Source organism: Micromonospora sp. DT48, from assembly GCF_049844495.1.
In the GTDB taxonomy this organism is placed as follows: domain Bacteria; phylum Actinomycetota; class Actinomycetes; order Mycobacteriales; family Micromonosporaceae; genus Micromonospora.
In genome coordinates this window covers 197,398-213,098 of the sequence record NZ_JBNCLE010000010.1, presented here as the reverse complement: position 1 = coordinate 213,098, position 15,701 = coordinate 197,398, and the positions used below count along the sequence as shown (strand labels likewise).

Annotated in this window: 17 protein-coding genes; 7 read left to right on the top strand and 10 right to left on the bottom strand. The window is 69.7% G+C overall.

The genetic code is table 11. From position 1 onward, the window contains the following. Positions 1-51: 51 nt before the first annotated feature. Positions 52-849 (bottom strand): hypothetical protein, encoded by a 798-nt coding sequence (locus ACLQ2S_RS14365; protein WP_309222684.1) that lies wholly within the window; start codon positions 847-849, stop codon positions 52-54. A gap of 144 nt (positions 850-993) precedes the next feature. Beyond that, complete coding sequence (locus tag ACLQ2S_RS14360) at positions 994-1,620, bottom strand: DUF4245 domain-containing protein (RefSeq protein ID WP_309222685.1); 627 nt, start codon at positions 1,618-1,620, stop codon at positions 994-996. A 144-nt stretch (positions 1,621-1,764) separates the two neighbouring features. Between ACLQ2S_RS14360 and glpX the strand changes: the two genes are divergently transcribed. Further along, positions 1,765-2,796, top strand: coding sequence for a class II fructose-bisphosphatase (glpX, locus tag ACLQ2S_RS14355; protein WP_155215130.1), 1,032 nt, complete (start codon positions 1,765-1,767; stop codon positions 2,794-2,796). 5 nt (positions 2,797-2,801) lie between these two features. Continuing rightward, positions 2,802-3,818, top strand: a complete 1,017-nt coding sequence (locus ACLQ2S_RS14350; RefSeq protein WP_155215370.1) for a DMT family transporter — start codon at positions 2,802-2,804, stop codon at positions 3,816-3,818. Here ACLQ2S_RS14350 and ACLQ2S_RS14345 read toward each other — a convergent pair. From ACLQ2S_RS14345 to ACLQ2S_RS14325, 5 genes are all read right to left on the bottom strand, one after another. Beyond that, entirely contained in the window at positions 3,748-4,401 is a 654-nt protein-coding gene (locus ACLQ2S_RS14345) for a rhomboid family intramembrane serine protease (protein WP_309222686.1), read from the bottom strand. The two genes, ACLQ2S_RS14350 and ACLQ2S_RS14345, sit on opposite strands and share 71 nt — an antisense overlap. A gap of 100 nt (positions 4,402-4,501) precedes the next feature. Beyond that, positions 4,502-5,179: a lytic transglycosylase domain-containing protein gene (locus tag ACLQ2S_RS14340; RefSeq protein WP_309222687.1), complete on the bottom strand. Its 678-nt coding sequence runs from the start codon at positions 5,177-5,179 to the stop codon at positions 4,502-4,504. Positions 5,180-5,462: 283 nt separating this feature from the next. Then, the gene (locus tag ACLQ2S_RS14335; RefSeq protein ID WP_309222688.1) at positions 5,463-6,878 is read right to left on the bottom strand and encodes a PhoH family protein; all 1,416 of its coding nucleotides are present in this window, start codon (positions 6,876-6,878) and stop codon (positions 5,463-5,465) included. Positions 6,879-7,318: 440 nt separating this feature from the next. Next, positions 7,319-7,747, bottom strand: a complete 429-nt coding sequence (locus ACLQ2S_RS14330) for a hypothetical protein (RefSeq protein ID WP_155215131.1) — start codon at positions 7,745-7,747, stop codon at positions 7,319-7,321. A gap of 28 nt (positions 7,748-7,775) precedes the next feature. Further along, complete coding sequence (locus ACLQ2S_RS14325) at positions 7,776-8,120, bottom strand: hypothetical protein (RefSeq protein ID WP_309222689.1); 345 nt, start codon at positions 8,118-8,120, stop codon at positions 7,776-7,778. A gap of 264 nt (positions 8,121-8,384) precedes the next feature. Between ACLQ2S_RS14325 and ACLQ2S_RS14320 the strand changes: the two genes are divergently transcribed. The 3 genes from ACLQ2S_RS14320 to otsB all read left to right on the top strand — a co-directional run bounded on the left by ACLQ2S_RS14320 (position 8,385) and on the right by otsB (position 10,231). Further along, complete coding sequence (locus ACLQ2S_RS14320) at positions 8,385-8,825, top strand: XRE family transcriptional regulator (protein WP_425701834.1); 441 nt, start codon at positions 8,385-8,387, stop codon at positions 8,823-8,825. Between the two features lie 160 nt (positions 8,826-8,985). Then, complete coding sequence (locus ACLQ2S_RS14315; RefSeq protein ID WP_155215133.1) at positions 8,986-9,339, top strand: hypothetical protein; 354 nt, start codon at positions 8,986-8,988, stop codon at positions 9,337-9,339. A 67-nt stretch (positions 9,340-9,406) separates the two neighbouring features. After that, a complete protein-coding gene (gene otsB, locus ACLQ2S_RS14310; RefSeq protein ID WP_309222691.1) occupies positions 9,407-10,231 on the top strand; it encodes a trehalose-phosphatase in 825 nt (274 codons plus the stop codon). 21 nt (positions 10,232-10,252) lie between these two features. Here otsB and ACLQ2S_RS14305 read toward each other — a convergent pair whose 3' ends face one another. The 3 genes from ACLQ2S_RS14305 to ACLQ2S_RS14295 all read right to left on the bottom strand — a co-directional run bounded on the left by ACLQ2S_RS14305 (position 10,253) and on the right by ACLQ2S_RS14295 (position 13,909). Beyond that, positions 10,253-11,023 carry an isoprenyl transferase gene (locus ACLQ2S_RS14305; protein ID WP_155215134.1) on the bottom strand — a complete coding sequence of 257 codons (771 nt, stop codon included), beginning with the start codon at positions 11,021-11,023 and terminating at the stop codon, positions 10,253-10,255. A gap of 158 nt (positions 11,024-11,181) precedes the next feature. Next, positions 11,182-12,027, bottom strand: a complete 846-nt coding sequence (locus tag ACLQ2S_RS14300; RefSeq protein ID WP_155215135.1) for a hypothetical protein — start codon at positions 12,025-12,027, stop codon at positions 11,182-11,184. Between the two features lie 31 nt (positions 12,028-12,058). After that, the gene (locus ACLQ2S_RS14295) at positions 12,059-13,909 is read right to left on the bottom strand and encodes a phosphoenolpyruvate carboxykinase (GTP) (protein WP_425701833.1); all 1,851 of its coding nucleotides are present in this window, start codon (positions 13,907-13,909) and stop codon (positions 12,059-12,061) included. Between the two features lie 391 nt (positions 13,910-14,300). On the opposite strand from ACLQ2S_RS14295, the gene ACLQ2S_RS14290 reads away from it, so the two are divergent. Together ACLQ2S_RS14290 and ACLQ2S_RS14285 are read left to right on the top strand one after the other, a co-directional pair. Next, positions 14,301-14,882: a GtrA family protein gene (locus ACLQ2S_RS14290; RefSeq protein ID WP_425701852.1), complete on the top strand. Its 582-nt coding sequence runs from the start codon at positions 14,301-14,303 to the stop codon at positions 14,880-14,882. A 63-nt stretch (positions 14,883-14,945) separates the two neighbouring features. Then, on the top strand, positions 14,946-15,659 hold the full coding sequence (locus ACLQ2S_RS14285) for a GtrA family protein (RefSeq protein WP_155215138.1): 714 nt from the start codon (positions 14,946-14,948) through the stop codon (positions 15,657-15,659). Positions 15,660-15,701 lie beyond the last annotated feature (42 nt).

Here is a 15,701-nt window from a genome sequence, read left to right as displayed (position 1 = left end):
ACGCGAAGCGGGGGTGGGCTTGCGCCCACCCCCGCAGCACTGCCGTTGGACCTACTTGAACATCTCGTAGGTCTGCTCGTTCGCCTCGATGACCTGGTCCGCCGGGGGCTTCTGCGCCTCCGTCGCCGAACCGTAGTCGCCGTAGGTGATCTTGACGTCCTGCGCCTTCGCCTCGCCAGCCGCCGGGATGGACAGGACCAGCTCGTTGATCCGGCCCTCGGCGTCCAGCTTCGCGGTGAACGGGACCGACTTGGCCTGGTCGCCCAGTTCCTTGAGCAGGTCCTGGTCGGCCGCGACCGAATCCTCAACCTTGGTCAGGTCGAAGGTGCCGCGGTAGGTGCCCTCGCCGGTCTTCTCCACGTCGACGAGGCCGTCGAACATGCCCTTGGCGTCGGTCGGGTCGGTGCCGTCCTTGAAGATGTCGAGGTTCTTGGCGCCCTTCGCCTTGGCGGCGTCGAGGTGCTGGTACTTGTCCTTGAAGGCGTCCATCCCGGGGATGCCGGCGAAGAGGTCGCCCAGGTCGACCTTCACCCAGGTGTCCGGCTGGATCTGAATGAGGTCGAAGTCCATGGTGAAGTCGTCGCCACCCACGGTCATCGTCATCTGAGCGCTCTTGCTGGGCTTGTGCACCGTGCCCTTGCCCGACATCGAGTCAGCCTCGATGGAGAACGTGAAGTTGCCCTCCTCCAGCCCCTTGGTGGAGGCGACCAGCGCCGCCTTCGGGTCGGACGGAACGCCCGCGTCGGACGCCGTGGAGGACGAGTCGCCGCTGGAGTTGTTGCAGGCGACGAGGGCGGGAACGAGCAGCGTGGCGGCGATGAGGCCGACGCTCCACCGTCGAATGTTCACAGATTGTCTCTCTTCAAGCCGGGAATCCTGGCCGGTCGAAACCGGCAAGGCATCGAACCCGGGGAGCGTAGCGGACCCGACCGACAGAAAGGGGGCACCACCGCCGATCGGAGCGCCCCCGGGGCCGTCCCGGGCGCGGCCGGATCAGTCCACGGCAATGGCGAGGGCCCGCAGCTCGTTGTCCCGGGCGTCGCCGACGACGATCACCGTACGCTCCGGCTGGAGCAGCACCAACGCCTGCTCGTTGCCCCGGGCCGTGTAGCGCTGCCAGGTGCTGGACCCGAGGTCGGTCTGCCCCTGCGGCCGCCCCTCTTCGGTCAACTCGATCGGCAACAGCCGCTCCGGCGGCACGTCGCTCTGCACGAGTTGCAGGCCCCGCCCCTCGGGGGTGACATATCCCACCCGCAGGACCGCCCCGCCCTCTGCCGTGCGGTAGCTCGCGCGTACGGTGCGCCACCCGTCGCCCAGTGCGGCCGGTTCGCTCACCGGGAACGCACCCGCCGCCCTCGCCTGCTCGAAGGCGGGCGTGGGATCGACAGTGGTCGGCTGGTCCCCACCGAGGAAACCCCGGTAGAAGGCGAGCAGCAGGACGATCGGGATCAGCAGCACCAGCAGCGAGATCGCCATGTCCCGGGGGGACCGGTCGGATTTCACGGCGGCGGGCGGCGGCACGGGTTGGTCGGCTGCCCCCGGCGTCGCCCCGGACTCCGCAGCGGGTGCGGGCCCAGGCTGATCAGCGGGTACGCGGTCGGCAGGCTGTGCAGGTTCCACCCCGCCATTCTGGCAGCCGCCCGACCGGCGGTATCCCTCCCATCACCGCCCCGGCCCGGCCGCGCGTCCGCCATCGTGTGAGGATCAGGACCGAAGCCGGCAGCGCCGGCCCGCCCCGCACCGCCGCGAGGAGGAGCCGTTCACATGACCACTACCAGGACGCGAATTCCCCAGAACCTCGACCGCAACCTCGCCCTCGATCTGGTCAGGGTCACCGAGGCGGCAGCGATGGCCGCCGGCCGGTGGGTCGGCCGGGGTGACAAGGAGGGCGGCGACGGCGCCGCCGTCGACGCCATGCGCAAGCTGATCAACTCGATCCCGATGAAGGGCGTCGTGGTGATCGGCGAGGGCGAGAAGGACAACGCCCCGATGCTCTTCAACGGTGAGGAGGTCGGCGACGGCGACGGCCCCGAGGTGGACGTCGCGGTCGACCCGATCGACGGCACCACCCTGATGAGCAAGGGGATGCCGAACGCCCTCGCGGTGCTGGCGGTGGCCGAACGGGGTGCGATGTTCGACCCGAGCGCGGTCTTCTACATGGAGAAGCTCGCCGTCGGCCCGGCGTACGCGGACGTGGTGGACATCGAGGCCGGCACCGTGGAGAACCTGCGCCGCATCGCCAAGGCCAAGGGCACCAGCGTCTCCGAGGTCACCGTCTGTGTGCTCGACCGGTCCCGGCACGACGGCCTGGTCGACGAGATCCGCCGCACCGGCGCCGGCATCCGCTTCATCTCCGACGGCGACATCGCCGGTGCGATCGCCGCCGCACGGGGAGAGTCGGACGTCGACGTGCTGATGGGCATCGGCGGCACCCCGGAGGGGATCACCGCCGCCTGCGCGCTCAAGTGCATGGGCGGCATGATGCAGGCCAAGCTCTGGCCACGGGACGACGCCGAACGCGAGAAGGCGATCGCCGCCGGCCACGACCTGGACCGGGTACTCACCACCGACGACCTGGTCACCGGCGACAACTGCTTCTTCGTGGCCACCGGCATCACCTCCGGTGACCTGCTGCGCGGGGTGCGGTACCGGGCTGGCGGGGCGTACACCCAGTCGATCGTGATGCGCTCCAAGAGCGGCACGATCCGGGTGATCGACTCGTACCACCGGTTGGAGAAGCTGGCGCTCTACTCGGCGGTGGATTTCGACGGCCGACCGCTGGACGAACAGGCTTGAGCACCCTGACGGCGACCCGGCCGACGGTGTCGGCGGGTCGCCGGCTCGGCGCGGTGGCGCTGGCGACCGTGGCCGGGGTCGGGGTGGCGACGCAGTCGCGGATCAACGGCGAGTTGGGCGTACGCCTCGGCGACGGGCTCGCCGCCGCCGTCATCTCGTTCGGATCGGGCCTGGTGCTGTTGCTGGTGCTGGTCCCGGCCACCGCTGCCGGGCGGCGCGGGCTGGCGACGCTGCGGACCGCCCTCTCCCGGGGGACACTTCGCCCCTGGCAGTGTCTCGGCGGCGCCTGTGGCGCGTTCCTGGTGTTCAGCCAGGGGGTCACGGTCGGCACCCTGGGAGTCGCGGTGTTCACCGTGGCGATCGTGGCCGGCCAGTCCGCCAGCAGCCTGCTCGTCGACCGGGCGGGGATCGGCCCGGGTGGCCGCCGCCCGGTGACCGTCGCCCGGTTGGCCGGCGCGGTGCTGACCGTGGTCGCGGTGCTGGTGGCGGTCGGCGACCGGATCGGTCAGCCGGCGATCCTCGGTCTGGCGGTCCTGCCGCTGCTGGCCGGGGTGGCGGTGGCCTGGCAGCAGGCGGTAAACGGCTGGGTGCGGGTGGCCAGCGACAGCACGTTGACCGCCACGCTGGTGAACTTCGCCGTCGGTACGGCGGTGCTCCTGGCCGCGTTCGTGGTCAGCCTCGCGTTCCGGGGCCTGCCGCCCGGCGGGCTCCCCTCCGATGTCTGGCTCTACCTCGGCGGACCGGTCGGCGTCACCTTCATCGCGGTGGCCGCCGCAGTGGTCCGCCTCACCGGCGTGCTGCTACTCGGCCTGGCCACCGTCTCCGGACAGGTGGTCGGTGCGGCGCTGCTGGACCTGCTGCTGCCCGCTGCGGCGCGGCCCGACGGGACCACCCTGCTCGGCGTCGTGCTGACCCTGGCCGCCGTGGCGATCGCGACGCTCGGCGGACGGGTCAGGGCATGGTCATCGAGGACTCGGAGCGGTACGGCCCGTCGAGGTCGGACCGGCGTCGACGGAAGATGATCGCCGCCACGATGCCGCCGAGCAGCCCGAACAGGTGCCCCTGCCAGGAGATCCGTTCGTCGGTGGGCAGCACCCCGGCCAACTGGCCGCCGTAGAGGAGCCCGACCAGCAGGAACACGGCGAAGTTCCACCAGCTCCGCTCGAAGATGCCCCGGGTGAGCAGGATCCCGAGGTAGCCGAAGATCACCCCGCTGGCTCCGACCACGATCGTGTTGGGCGAGCCGGTGAACCACACGCCGAGCCCGCTGACCAGGACGATCACCAGGGTGGACCAGAGGAAGCGCCGAGCGCCCGCCGCCAGCACGAAGGTGCCGAGGAGGATCAGCGGGATGCTGTTGCTGTAGAGGTGGTCGAACCCGTGGTGCAGGAACGGTGAGAAGAAGACGCCGTCCAGCCCGTCGAGGCGCTGCGGGATGATCCCGGCTGCGGAGTCGAACCCGGCGCCGAGCCAGACATCGAGACCCTCGATCAGGAAGAGCACCGGCACCACCGCGCACATGGCGACGAACGCCCGACCGATGGACGCGTAGAAGGCTACGGTGCCGAACCGGTAGGGGTCGCCACTTCCGGGGAGCAGGGTCACCCGTCAACAGCTATCAGCAAACGCGGGCAGCCGCCACTCTTCCCGAGACGCGACACAGCGGCGGGGTGCGTTCGTCCGCGCCCCGCCGCTGTGATTCGGCTCAGTAGTAGCCCTTGTTCTGCGAGTGTGTCCACGCCCCGCAGGGGGTGCTGTATCGACCCTTGATGTAGCCGAGCCCCCACTTGATCTGGGTGACCGGGTTGGTCTCCCAGTCCGAGCCGACCGAGGCCATCTTGCTCCCCGGGTACGCCTGCGGAATGCCGTACGCCCCGGAGGAGCGGTTACGGGCCTTGTGGTTCCAGCCGCTCTCCTTCTGCCAGAGCTTGTCCAGGCAGGGGAACTGGTCGATCTTGAAGCCCGCGTCGATCATGAGTGCGCAGCCGACCTTCCGGTTGCCGCTGTACTCCTCGCAGGACTCGGGGATCGGCCCGTCGTACGGCTTCGCGGCTCGGGCGGCGGCCTCCTTGGCAGCCTTCTCGGCGGCCTTCCGGCGGGCTGCCTCCTCGGCCTTACGGGCCTTCTCGGCGGCGGCCTTGGCCTGCTTCCGGACCTCGGACGCCTGCTGACGGGCGGTGCGGACCTGGCGGGAGACCGTCTCCTCCTGCCGGTACTCGACGTTGACGTCGATCTCGCTGACGCTGCCGGCCACCTGCTGCTGGCCTGGATTCGAGCGTTGCGACTGGCGGTCCTCGCTCAGGTAGAAACCGCCGGCTACACCCACCGAGAGCAGCGCGACGGCTGCGGTGCGGGCGGCGAACCGGCTCCACGGCCGACTCACGAAGTGATCCCTTCGTCGGGTTCAGGGACGCGGCGCGCAGCGACCGCACTGGGTCGTGACGCGCCACGGGCGCCCGTGGCCGGCTTGCCGGCCACCGTGGACGCACCTGTCGTATCCCGGCGTCCTCCGTCGTCCTGGTGGCGACGAACGATCACCGACGATGCGGGAGGTGCGTGGGCGCCCGTGGGACACAATCGCGCACAGTGAGGCGGTTGGGAAACCACGGACCCCAATTGTGACGTGGGTCACGCCATATTTCCCTGCGAAACGCCCAAACCGCCCGTCAGGTCGGGATGTCCTCCAACAGGTCCGTCACCATCGCGGCGATAGGCGAGCGCTCCGAACGGCTGAGCGTCACGTGCGCGAAGAGCTGATGACCCTTCAGCGCCTCGATCACGGCGGTTACCCCGTCATGGCGCCCGACGCGCAGATTGTCCCGCTGCGCGACATCGTGGGTCAGCACCACCCGGGAGCCCTGACCGATCCGGGAGAGCACGGTCAGCAGCACACCGCGCTCCAGCGACTGCGCCTCGTCGACGATGACGAACGCGTCATGCAAACTGCGGCCCCGGATGTGGGTCAGCGGCAGCACCTCCAGCAGACCGCGTGAGGTGACCTCCTCCAACACGTTCTCGTGCACCACCGCGCCGAGGGTGTCGAAGACCGCCTGCGCCCAGGGCGACATCTTCTCCGCCTCCGAGCCGGGCAGGTAACCCAGTTCCTGCCCGCCGACGGCGTACAACGGGCGGAAGACGATCACCTTCTTGTGCCGGCGACGTTCCATCACCGCCTCCAACCCCGCGCACAGCGCCAGGGCGGATTTGCCGGTGCCGGCCCGACCACCGAGCGAGACGATGCCGATCGACTCGTCGAGCAGCAGGTCGAGCGCGACCCGCTGCTCGGCCGAGCGCCCGTGCACGCCGAACGCCTCCCGGTCACCACGCACCAGCCGTACGGTCTTGTCCGGCAGCACCCGGCCGAGCGCCGAGCCTCGCGACGAGTGCAGCACCAGCCCGGTGTGGCAGGGCAGACCCGCCGCCGCGTCCACGTCGATGGCCTCTCCCGCGTAGAGCCGGGCGATGTCGTCCTCGACGAGTTCCAGCTCGGCCATTCCCGTCCAGGTCGGGTCGCTGGCCTGGCCGTGCCGGTACTCGTCCGCGCGCAGCCCCACGGAGGCGGCCTTGACCCGCAGCGGCATGTCCTTGCTGACCAGGGTCACCTCCCGCCCCTCAGCGGCGAGGTTCAACGCGACGGAGAGGATCCGGGCGTCGTTGGACTCGTTGCGGAAACCCGGCGGCAGGACGCCGTCGTCGGTGTGGTTCAGCTCCACCCGCAGCGTGCCGCCGACGTCGTTGGCCGGCACGGGCCGGTCCAGCCGGCCGTGTCGCACCCGCAGTTCGTCCAGCATGCGCAGCGACTGTCGGGCGAACCACCCCAGCTCCGGGTGATGCCGCTTGCCCTCCAGTTCGGAGATCACCACCAGCGGAAGCACCACCTCGTGCTCGTCGAAGCGGTGGAACGCCGCCGGGTCGCTGAGCAGAACGGAGGTGTCCAGCACGAAGGACTGGCCCGCTGGGCGGGGCTCCCGGGGATCGGCCGAACCGGCGGCCGCCGCACGGCGGCTCCGGGTGCTGCGGCGGGTCGTGGTAGTCGCGGCCGGGCCCTGGTCGGCACCGGCGGTCGTACGGCGAGTCGTCACAGGCCTGCTCCGGCGGATGGGCACCCGGCCACCCGCGGTCCGCCTCCTCCGGATGCCCGGCTGACACGGGGTCGGATGCGGGCCCCGTGCGCGAGGTCGCAGGCCGGGCGGGCCGGCTGGCTCGGGACAACCCCGCGCCATGCCTAGACGCTAGCTCCCCGCACCCGTCCCGGCTAGTGCGTCTCCTGGACACCGCACCGGGCCACGCCTCCCGGCCGCGCCGGATCCCTGGTGACGATCTGCGGCCGGACGGCGTCGGCAACCGGCGGCGTACGGCGTAGCACTGGCCGCCAGCAGGGGTGAACCGGCCGGGATGCATGCCCCCTGCGCGCATCCCGGCCGGTGGGACCACCGCCACCGGTCTGACGTGGCCCCGCGGCACCACCTGCGAAGAGGCGTACGCGCCGCGCGTGTGGACGGGCCGGAGCCCGTCGACCGGTTCAGCCGGTCCGTCGGACGAGGGTGCCGGTCGGGTGCCGCCCGGTGATCGAGGCGGCCGGCTCCGCGAAGGACGAACCGGTGTACGTGGTGCCTGGACGGGCCCCGGAACCCTGCTCGATCTCCCCAGACGGTCCGTCGGACCGCAGGGCCGCCGGTGGCGGGCAGGTGCCCCGGGGCGGCAGGGGGTTCGCAGTGGCCGAGACTCGGGCGGCAGGTGACGGACGTGCCGTGACGGCGAGGGCGGAGGCGATGGCCGCCTGGGCGTCCCGGCGACGCCGGTTCCACGCGCCGCGATCCCCGTCGAAGTAGCCCTGCCGGTAGCCGAACCGATAGCCGATCCGGTAGCTGAGCTGCCCGTGCAGCCGCCCTGCCGCGTAGCTCGTCGCGGCGAGTACGAGTACCAGGAAGATCGCCAGGAATGGACTCATCCGGCGGCTCCGGTTCCCCGCGCGACCGTCATCGCTCCTCCGGTTCGATGGTGGTGGGGTCGGCCATCAGGAGTCGGTCGAGGTCGTCGGTGCCGATCTCCTCTACCAGCTCGACGCTGATCCGGCAGCCGTCCATCACCACCTCGGCCATGGAGGAACGGCGGATCTCGCCGCCGGCGTCGTAGACCCGCACGCTCAGTTCCGGGCAGCCGAGGTGGGTCCGCCAGGCGTTCCATTCGGCTCGATCACCGACGCTGAGCGAGAGGTAGCGGCAGCCGCGGGCGAGGTAGAGGCGCCATGGCGCACTCAGCCCGGCGGCAACCCCCTCGGCCACCAGGCCGAACGCCTGGGCACGGGTTGCGAGTTCGGTCACCGCGTCCCCCTCGCACCGGGCGCGTGACGCAGGTGAGCACTGATCGTCTCATGCACGTGACACACCGTAGGTTGTCCCATGAACGTGACAGTATCAGCTTTTCGTTCGTTTGCCCCTACACCTACGTACATCTATCCTGCCCAGGTGGCACCCCTCAGGAAGAGTGCTGGACCCCCCTCCGGCCACACTGCAATGACGTCACGCAAGCGTGACAAAGGCGTGGCAGGCACCGTTACCCGGGCGCAGCGGCCGTACGGTCACGAGGTGACCGAGACGACCAGCGCGCGGAAGATCGCCTTCGCCACCTTCGTCCGGCGCGCCCTCGACGAGGCCCGCGCGACCCGGGCCTGGAGCGGCACCGAGGTCTCCCGACGCACCGGCGTCTCCCGACAGACCATCAACCGGTGGGTACGCGGTGACTGGGCCAGCGACCCGGAAGCCGAACGGGTGGTGGCGTTCTGCGAGGGCCTCGGGCTCGACCCGGCCGCGGCCTTCACGGCGCTGGGCTGGGACCGGACAGCCTCCCGCCGGAGCGCGCCGTCACCACCACCGATGGACCCCGACGTCGAGGCGCTGCTCCGCCGGCTGGTCGACCCGGCCGTCTCGGACGCGGAGAAGTTCCACATCCGAGAAACCATTCGTTACCTCGCATACCGCCCGACGCTGCCGCTCGGTGTCCGGAAACGAGGAGAAGCCGCCAGCTAGTTCCTCAGATGGCGAAAGAACGGCAGGTCAACCTCATTCGTTTCGCTTCGGGGCGGGATCGGGCGCGCTAGCGTCCGTGTTTGTACTGCTTGGGCTCGTCGTCGGCGGGGGGACGGGACAAGGCCGAACCCAGCCCTGCGGGACAGAAAGGGGTCGCTCCATGACCCTGAAATGGTTGGCTGTCGTGGTCGCGACGGTCTCCGTGACGCTGTGCGTCACCGGGAACGCGGTGACCCTGACCCTGAACGGCGGGCAGCTTCCGCTGCTCGTCAACCTCTTCGCGCTCGCCACTGCGGGCACCGCGATCGTGCTGGCCGTCGTCGCCGAACTACACGAGCGGCTCAACGATCGGCTCACCGCGCTCACCGAGTTCCTGGTGGAGCGGTTGCGGGAGATCGAGGCACACACCGGCGACCGGAACTCCGGCTTCGTGGAGGGCTACCTGCTCAGTCACGGGCAGGACGCGGCGGTGGTGCCGTTCGGACGCCGGGGACGTGGAGCCGCCGAACGCTGAATCCATTCACTTTCACGCCGCATTCACGTCAGGATTGACCGGCCGAACCCGGGGTACGCTGTCGCGCGTGCCGCCGTTAAATCTGGGCAACCAGCAGCCGAAGACTCCGCTGAACGCCGACCATGCCTGGCGGGCGACCGCCGACCGGGTCGCCGAGACCGTCCTCTTCTTCGACTTCGACGGAACCCTCGCGCCGGTCGCCGACGACCCGACCCAGGTGCAGCCCGCACCGAAGGTGCTGGCCGCCATCGAGGCGCTCGCCCCGGTCGTACAGCGCGTCGCGATCGTCTCGGCCCGGCCGGTCGACTTCCTGCGCGAGCACTTCGACGGGCTCAGCGGCGTCGACCTGTACGGGCTCTACGGCCTGGAACACAGCCATTCCGGCGGCGACACGGTCACCGAGCCGGCCGCCCTGCCGTGGGTGCCCACAATGGCCGAACTCGCCGACGTGGCCCGCGCCGAACTACCGCCCGGCACCCTCGTGGAGTACAAGCGTCTCTCCGTCGCCCTGCACTGGCGGACCACGCCGCACCTCGCCGCCACCGTCGAGCAGTGGGGACGCGACCAGGCCGAACGCCTCGGTCTACGGGTGCAGGTCGGCCGGATGGTCCTGGAGATCAAGCCGCCGGTCGACCGGGACAAGGGCATGGTGATCGACGAACTCGTGCAGGGAGTACGCGCGGCCTGGTACTTCGGTGACGATGTCTCCGACATCAAGGCGTTCGCGGCGCTACGCGCCCGCGCTGCGGCCGACCCGGACTTCATCGGTGTCTGCGTCGCCGTCGCCAACCCGGAGACCGGCGACGAGGTCGCCGAAGCCGCCGACCTCACCATCGACTCCCCGGCCGACCTGGGTGACTTCCTCACCGAGGCCACCCACCGGCTCAGCTGAGCGAGCGAGCCGCGCCGGGTCTCAGACCCCGTAGCGGCGCTGGCGGGTGGCGTAGGAGCGCAGCGCGCGAAGGAAGTCGACCCGCCGGAACTCGGGCCAGTTCAACTCGCAGAAGTAGAACTCCGAGTGCGCCGACTGCCAGAGCATGAAGCCGGAGAGCCGCTGTTCCCCGCTGGTCCGGATGATCAGATCCGGATCCGGCAGTCCCCGGGTGTACAGGTGCTCGGAGATGTCGTCGACGTCGAGCGATCCGGCCAGTTCCTCCAGCGTGCCACCGTTCGCCGCGTGCTCCAGCAGCAACGAGCGCACCGCGTCGGCGATCTCCCGCCGGCCGCCGTAGCCCACGGCGATGTTGACCTGAGCGCCGCCGGTGCGCTGCCGGGTCCGCTCCTCGGCAGCCTTGAGCGCGTTCGCATGGTGCGCCGGCAACACGTCCAGCGCACCCACCATCCGCAGCCGCCAGGGGTTGCCCTCCTCGGCCAGTTCGGTGGTGAGGTCCTCGATGATCTGGAGCAGCGGGTCCAACTCCGTCGCCGGGCGCGAGAGGTTGTCCGTGGAGAGCAGCCACAGCGTGATGTGCCCGACACCCGCAGCGTCACACCAGCGCAGCAGCTCCTTGATCCGCTCGGCGCCCCGCCGGTGCCCGTCGTTCGGATCGACGAACCCCATGTCCCGCGCCCACCTGCGGTTTCCGTCACACATCACACCCACGTGGCGGGGCACCGGTCGGCCCGCGAGCTTGGCCGTGAGCCGCCGCTCGTAGACGGAGTAGAGAAGTTTCCGCAGAGTCATCACCTAGCAGGGTAGCGAGCCGCCGCGTGGATCCGTGTGCCGGTGGCCGATGCGCGCCTGCCGGCACTTCAAGATCCGAACAACTTCAGGGAAGTTGCTGGCTCCGCCTCGGGCTGAGGCAGCAACACCAGGGAAGTTGTCCGGATCTTGAGGCCGGGTTAGGGGTGGGTGCGGGCGGCGCGGCGGATGGCGTAGACGGTGAGGACGGCGGCGACTACCAGCGGCGCACCGTCGCGTACCAGGCCGTCGACGCCGAGCAGCCACCAGCACAATGGCAGGTCGACGGCGAGCACGACGACGGTGACGACGACGAGCAGCGTGCCCGCCCACCGCCGCCCACGCATCAGGAACGCGGTGCAGAACAGCACCAGGTAGCTGGTCGCGATGCCGGCGCCCAGCCAGAACAGCACGGCGGGCACGGCGATCAACCGCCCGTCCAGGATCGCGGCGGTGGCGACCAGGGCCGGAACCAGCATCAGCGGGCTGTACGTGAACGCCGCGACCCGGCTGGTCAACAGCCAGGCGCTCGCCTCCGGCCGACGCGGAGGTGTTTCCCGCCAGGAGATGCCGGAGCGGTCGATCACCAGTCGGGCTCGGTGTCGTACCAGGTGTTCGGCGAGCGTCGGCGACCGGTACAGCAGCCAGACCACGGTGGCGCAGAGCGCGGTGAGCAGGGCGAAACCGAGCAGACCGGGCAACGGCGGTACGCCCTGACGGGGCACGATCAGCCGCCCGACCGCGAAGACCGTGGTGACGGAGAGGATCAGGCCGAACGGACGGGCCACCGTCCGACCGCGCCGCACATGCCCGATGAGCAGCAGGAATCCGAACGAGCGAAGCATCGCCCACCCGGTACGCACGGCGAGTCCGAAACCCTGCTCCGGCGCGTACCACCAGTTGAGCACCTCGACCACGACGGTGGCCGCTGCGGTCACCGCCAACAGTGCGGTCAGGGCCCGGACGGCGGACGGCCGCCGGACCTCGGTCTCGGCGGCCGTCCTCATGGGATCCGATGATGCCCGGATCCGGCGTCGATCACACCTGCTGCTGCGGCTGCTCCGCGTCGAGTCGGGCCCGCAGGGCGTCCAGCTCGGCCCAGAGGACCCCGGGCAGCTTGTCGCCGAACTTCTCGAACCACTCGGTGATCAGCGGCAACTCGTCACGCCACTCCTGCGGGTCCACCTTCAGCGCGATGCGGACGTCCTCCGGCGTCATGTCCAGACCCTCGACGTCCAGCGAGTCCAGCGTCGGGACCATGCCGATCGGGGTCTCCACGGCGTCCGCCTGGCCCTCGATCCGCTCGATGATCCACTTGAGGACCCGCGAGTTCTCGCCGAAGCCCGGCCAGAGGAAACCACCCTCCGGGTCCTTACGGAACCAGTTGACGTAGTACACCTTCGGCAGCTTCGACTCGTCGCCGTCGACGCCCTTGCCCATCTCGATCCAGTGCCGGAAGTAGTCACCGGCGTGGTAGCCGATGAACGGCAGCATCGCCATCGGGTCGCGGCGGACCACACCGACCGCGCCGGACGCGGCGGCCGTGGTCTCCGAGGAGAGCGTGGCACCCATGTAGACGCCGTGCACCCAGTCGCGGGCCTCGGTCACCAGCGGCACGGTGTCGCGACGCCGGCCACCGAACAGGATCGCGTCGATCGGTACGCCGTTCGGGTTGTAGTAGTCCTCCGCCAGGATCGGGCACTGGGTGATCGGGGTGCAGAACCGGCTGTTCGCGTGCGAGGAGAGGCTGTCGCTCTCCGGCGTCCAGTCGTTGCCCTTCCAGTCGATCAGGTGGGCGGGCGGCTCGCCCATGCCCTCCCACCAGACGTCACCGTCGTCGGTGAGGGCGACGTTGGTGAAGATGGAGTTGCCCCGCTCCAGCGTCCGCATGGCGTTGGCGTTGGTCTTCCAGTCGGTGCCCGGGGCGACGCCGAACAGGCCGTACTCCGGGTTGATCGCGTAGAGCCGTCCGTCCGGGCCGAACCGCATCCAGGCGATGTCGTCGCCGATCGTCTCGACCTTCCAACCCGGGATGGTCGGCTCCAGCATCGCCAGGTTGGTCTTGCCGCAGGCCGACGGGAAGGCACCGGCGATGTGGTAGACCCGCCCCTCCGGCGACGTGATCTTCAGGATCAGCATGTGCTCGGCGAGCCAGCCCTCGTCCCGCCCCATCACGCTGGCGATCCGCAGGGCGTAGCACTTCTTGCCGAGCAGCGAGTTACCGCCGTACCCGGAACCGAAGGACCAGATCTCGCGGGTCTCCGGGAAGTGGGAGATGTACTTGGTCTCGTTGCACGGCCAGGCCACGTCCTGCTGGCCGGGTGCCAGCGGCGCGCCGATCGAGTGCAGGGCGCGCACGAAGTCCGCGTCCTCGCCCATCGCCTCCAGGATCTTGGCACCCATCCGGGTCATGATCCGCATGGACGCGACCACGTACGGGCTGTCCGTGATCTCCACCCCGAACATGGGCTTCTCAGCCTCGACCGGACCCATCACGAACGGGATGACGTACATGGTCCGCCCGCGCATCGCGCCGCGGTACAGCTCCGTCATGGTCCGCTTCATCTCGGCCGGCGCCATCCAGTTGTTGGTGGGCCCGGCGTCCGCTTCGTCCACGGAACAGATGAAGGTGCGCTCCTCGACCCGGGCGACGTCCGTCGGGTCGGTACGCGTGTAGAACGAATTGGGCTTCTTCTCGGGGTTCAGCCGGATGAGTGTTCCGGCTTCGACCAGTTCGTCGGTGAGGCGACGCCATTCCTCGTCGGACCCGTCCACCCACACGACCTGGTCAGGGGTGGTCAGTTCAGCGACCTCACGGACCCAGGCGAGAAGTTTCGGGTGGGACGTAGGGGCCTGATCGATACCCCGAACGGTGGCCGGAGCAACCATGACACATCTCCTTGTGGTCGACGCTGACCGGTCTATGGAGTGCACGAAACTCGGCGCCGCGATGCGCGTCGCCTTCGTGGAAACCTGGGATTGGCCTCAGCGTAAACCGAGCAACCTCCCCAGTCAGTGGGACTGGTTGTGAAGAACTGCACAAGGTGCGGTCACGCTGCGGCATCACGAGCCTTTACCCGCTTTCACGCGCAGTTTCACGCAAATTCTCCGGCGGACCTCCTGCTGGCGGCGCCTCACCGATGGCCGTGGCAGCGTTTTGTGACCTGGCGCGCCGAAGCGTCAACAACACCCGATCACACGGATGCCGTTACGCTCCGTCCATGTCGGTCCGGGCCGCCACACCGCCGACCGGCCACGTGACGGTGCTCCTCGACGCCCGTTGCTACCCGCTCCCGAGCCCGCCAACCGGTACGCTCGCACAGTGGCCGCGACAATGACCGGGGAGCCAGGCTCCCGGCAGACCCGTCCGGGTCTGGTTCACTCCCTGATCGACCGCTTCGGTCACCTCGTACGGGAAATGAGCAAGTTCGCCACCGTCGGCGGCGTCGCCTTCGTCATCGACTTCGTCCTGTTCAACTACCTGATCGGGCCGCAGGGCGTCGAGCAGGTCACGGCCAAGACGATCGCGACGGTCATCGCGGCGACCGTCGCCTTCCTGGGCAACCGGTTCTGGACGTGGCGCCACCGCAAGCGCTCCCACCCGGCGCGCGAGTACGCGCTCTTCTTCTTCTTCAACGCGGTGGGCCTGGGCATCGCGGTGGCCTGCCTCGCCATCAGTCACTACGGGCTCGGCAGCATCTGGCCGGCGGTCTTCCAGACCCGGCTGGCCGACAACATCGCCAGCTTCGTCGTGGGCACCGGGTTCGGCACGCTGTTCCGATTCTGGTCCTACCGACGGTTCGTCTTCGTCGAAGAGGGAACGCCACCCGTCGCGGAAACGAACCAGGACCGTCGGGCGTGACCTGCCGCCCACTCGTTCGGTCGGAGCCAGCCGACCCCGACCCGCTGCCCTAAGGTGTTGCCCATGCCTCTCGTCCGTCTGCTGCCGGAGCGCTGGCAGAAGTTCATCCACGAGGCACTCAAGTTCGGCCTGGTCGGAGGCATCAACACGGTCATCAATTACGCCGTGTTCAACGCGCTCGCACTCACCGTTTTCGTCGATGGCCAACTGAAGGCCACCGTCGTCGCCACCATCGTTGCGACTATCACGTCGTATCTGATGAATCGGCACTGGACGTACCGCGATCGCCCAAAATCTGCAATGCAGCGCGAATACGCCCTGTTTTTCCTTTTTAACGGGGCGGGGCTGCTCATTGAACTCGGCGTGCTCGCCGCCGCCAAGTACGGGCTGGGCGTGACCGGGCTGCTGGCGCTGAACGTGGCGAAGACGGGCGGCGTGGTGCTGGCGACCCTGTTCCGGTTCTGGTCGTACCGGACCTTCGTCTTCCAGCCCGCCGCACCCGCCGAGTCGACGCAGCACTGGCACGGCCTACCCCGCGACGAGTGGGACACGATGGCCGGCATGGACCCGGTGGCCGAGTTGGCCGAGTCCGTGACGGAGCTGGAGGAGGAGCAACCACCCGCCCGGCCCGGCGTGGCTGCCCAACCGCTCCAGCCCAGGTCCGCGTCAGTGCCCGACGAAGCCGAGTTGACGGCGGCCCTGGACGCCGAGCTGGAGGCCGAGTTGGCTGCCCAGTTGCAGCCCGCCCCGGCCCCCCGCCGCCTCCGCCGCCGCTGACCGACCCAGCCAGCCGAGCCAGGCCAACACCGCCGGACCAAC

Bases quoted from the DNA above. Each gene is read 5' to 3' on its own strand.
- ACLQ2S_RS14305 (WP_155215134.1), bottom strand. From the start codon at position 11,023: ATGACTCTGCGGAAACTTCTCTACTCCGTCTACGAGCGGCGGCTCACG.
- ACLQ2S_RS14300 (WP_155215135.1), bottom strand. From the start codon at position 12,027: ATGAGGACGGCCGCCGAGACCGAGGTCCGGCGGCCGTCCGCCGTCCGG.
- glpX (WP_155215130.1), top strand. From the start codon at position 1,765: ATGACCACTACCAGGACGCGAATTCCCCAGAACCTCGACCGCAACCTC.
- ACLQ2S_RS14330 (WP_155215131.1), bottom strand. From the start codon at position 7,747: ATGAGTCCATTCCTGGCGATCTTCCTGGTACTCGTACTCGCCGCGACG.
- ACLQ2S_RS14285 (WP_155215138.1), top strand. From the start codon at position 14,946: ATGCCTCTCGTCCGTCTGCTGCCGGAGCGCTGGCAGAAGTTCATCCAC.
- ACLQ2S_RS14315 (WP_155215133.1), top strand. From the start codon at position 8,986: ATGACCCTGAAATGGTTGGCTGTCGTGGTCGCGACGGTCTCCGTGACG.
- ACLQ2S_RS14295 (WP_425701833.1), bottom strand. From the start codon at position 13,909: ATGGTTGCTCCGGCCACCGTTCGGGGTATCGATCAGGCCCCTACGTCC.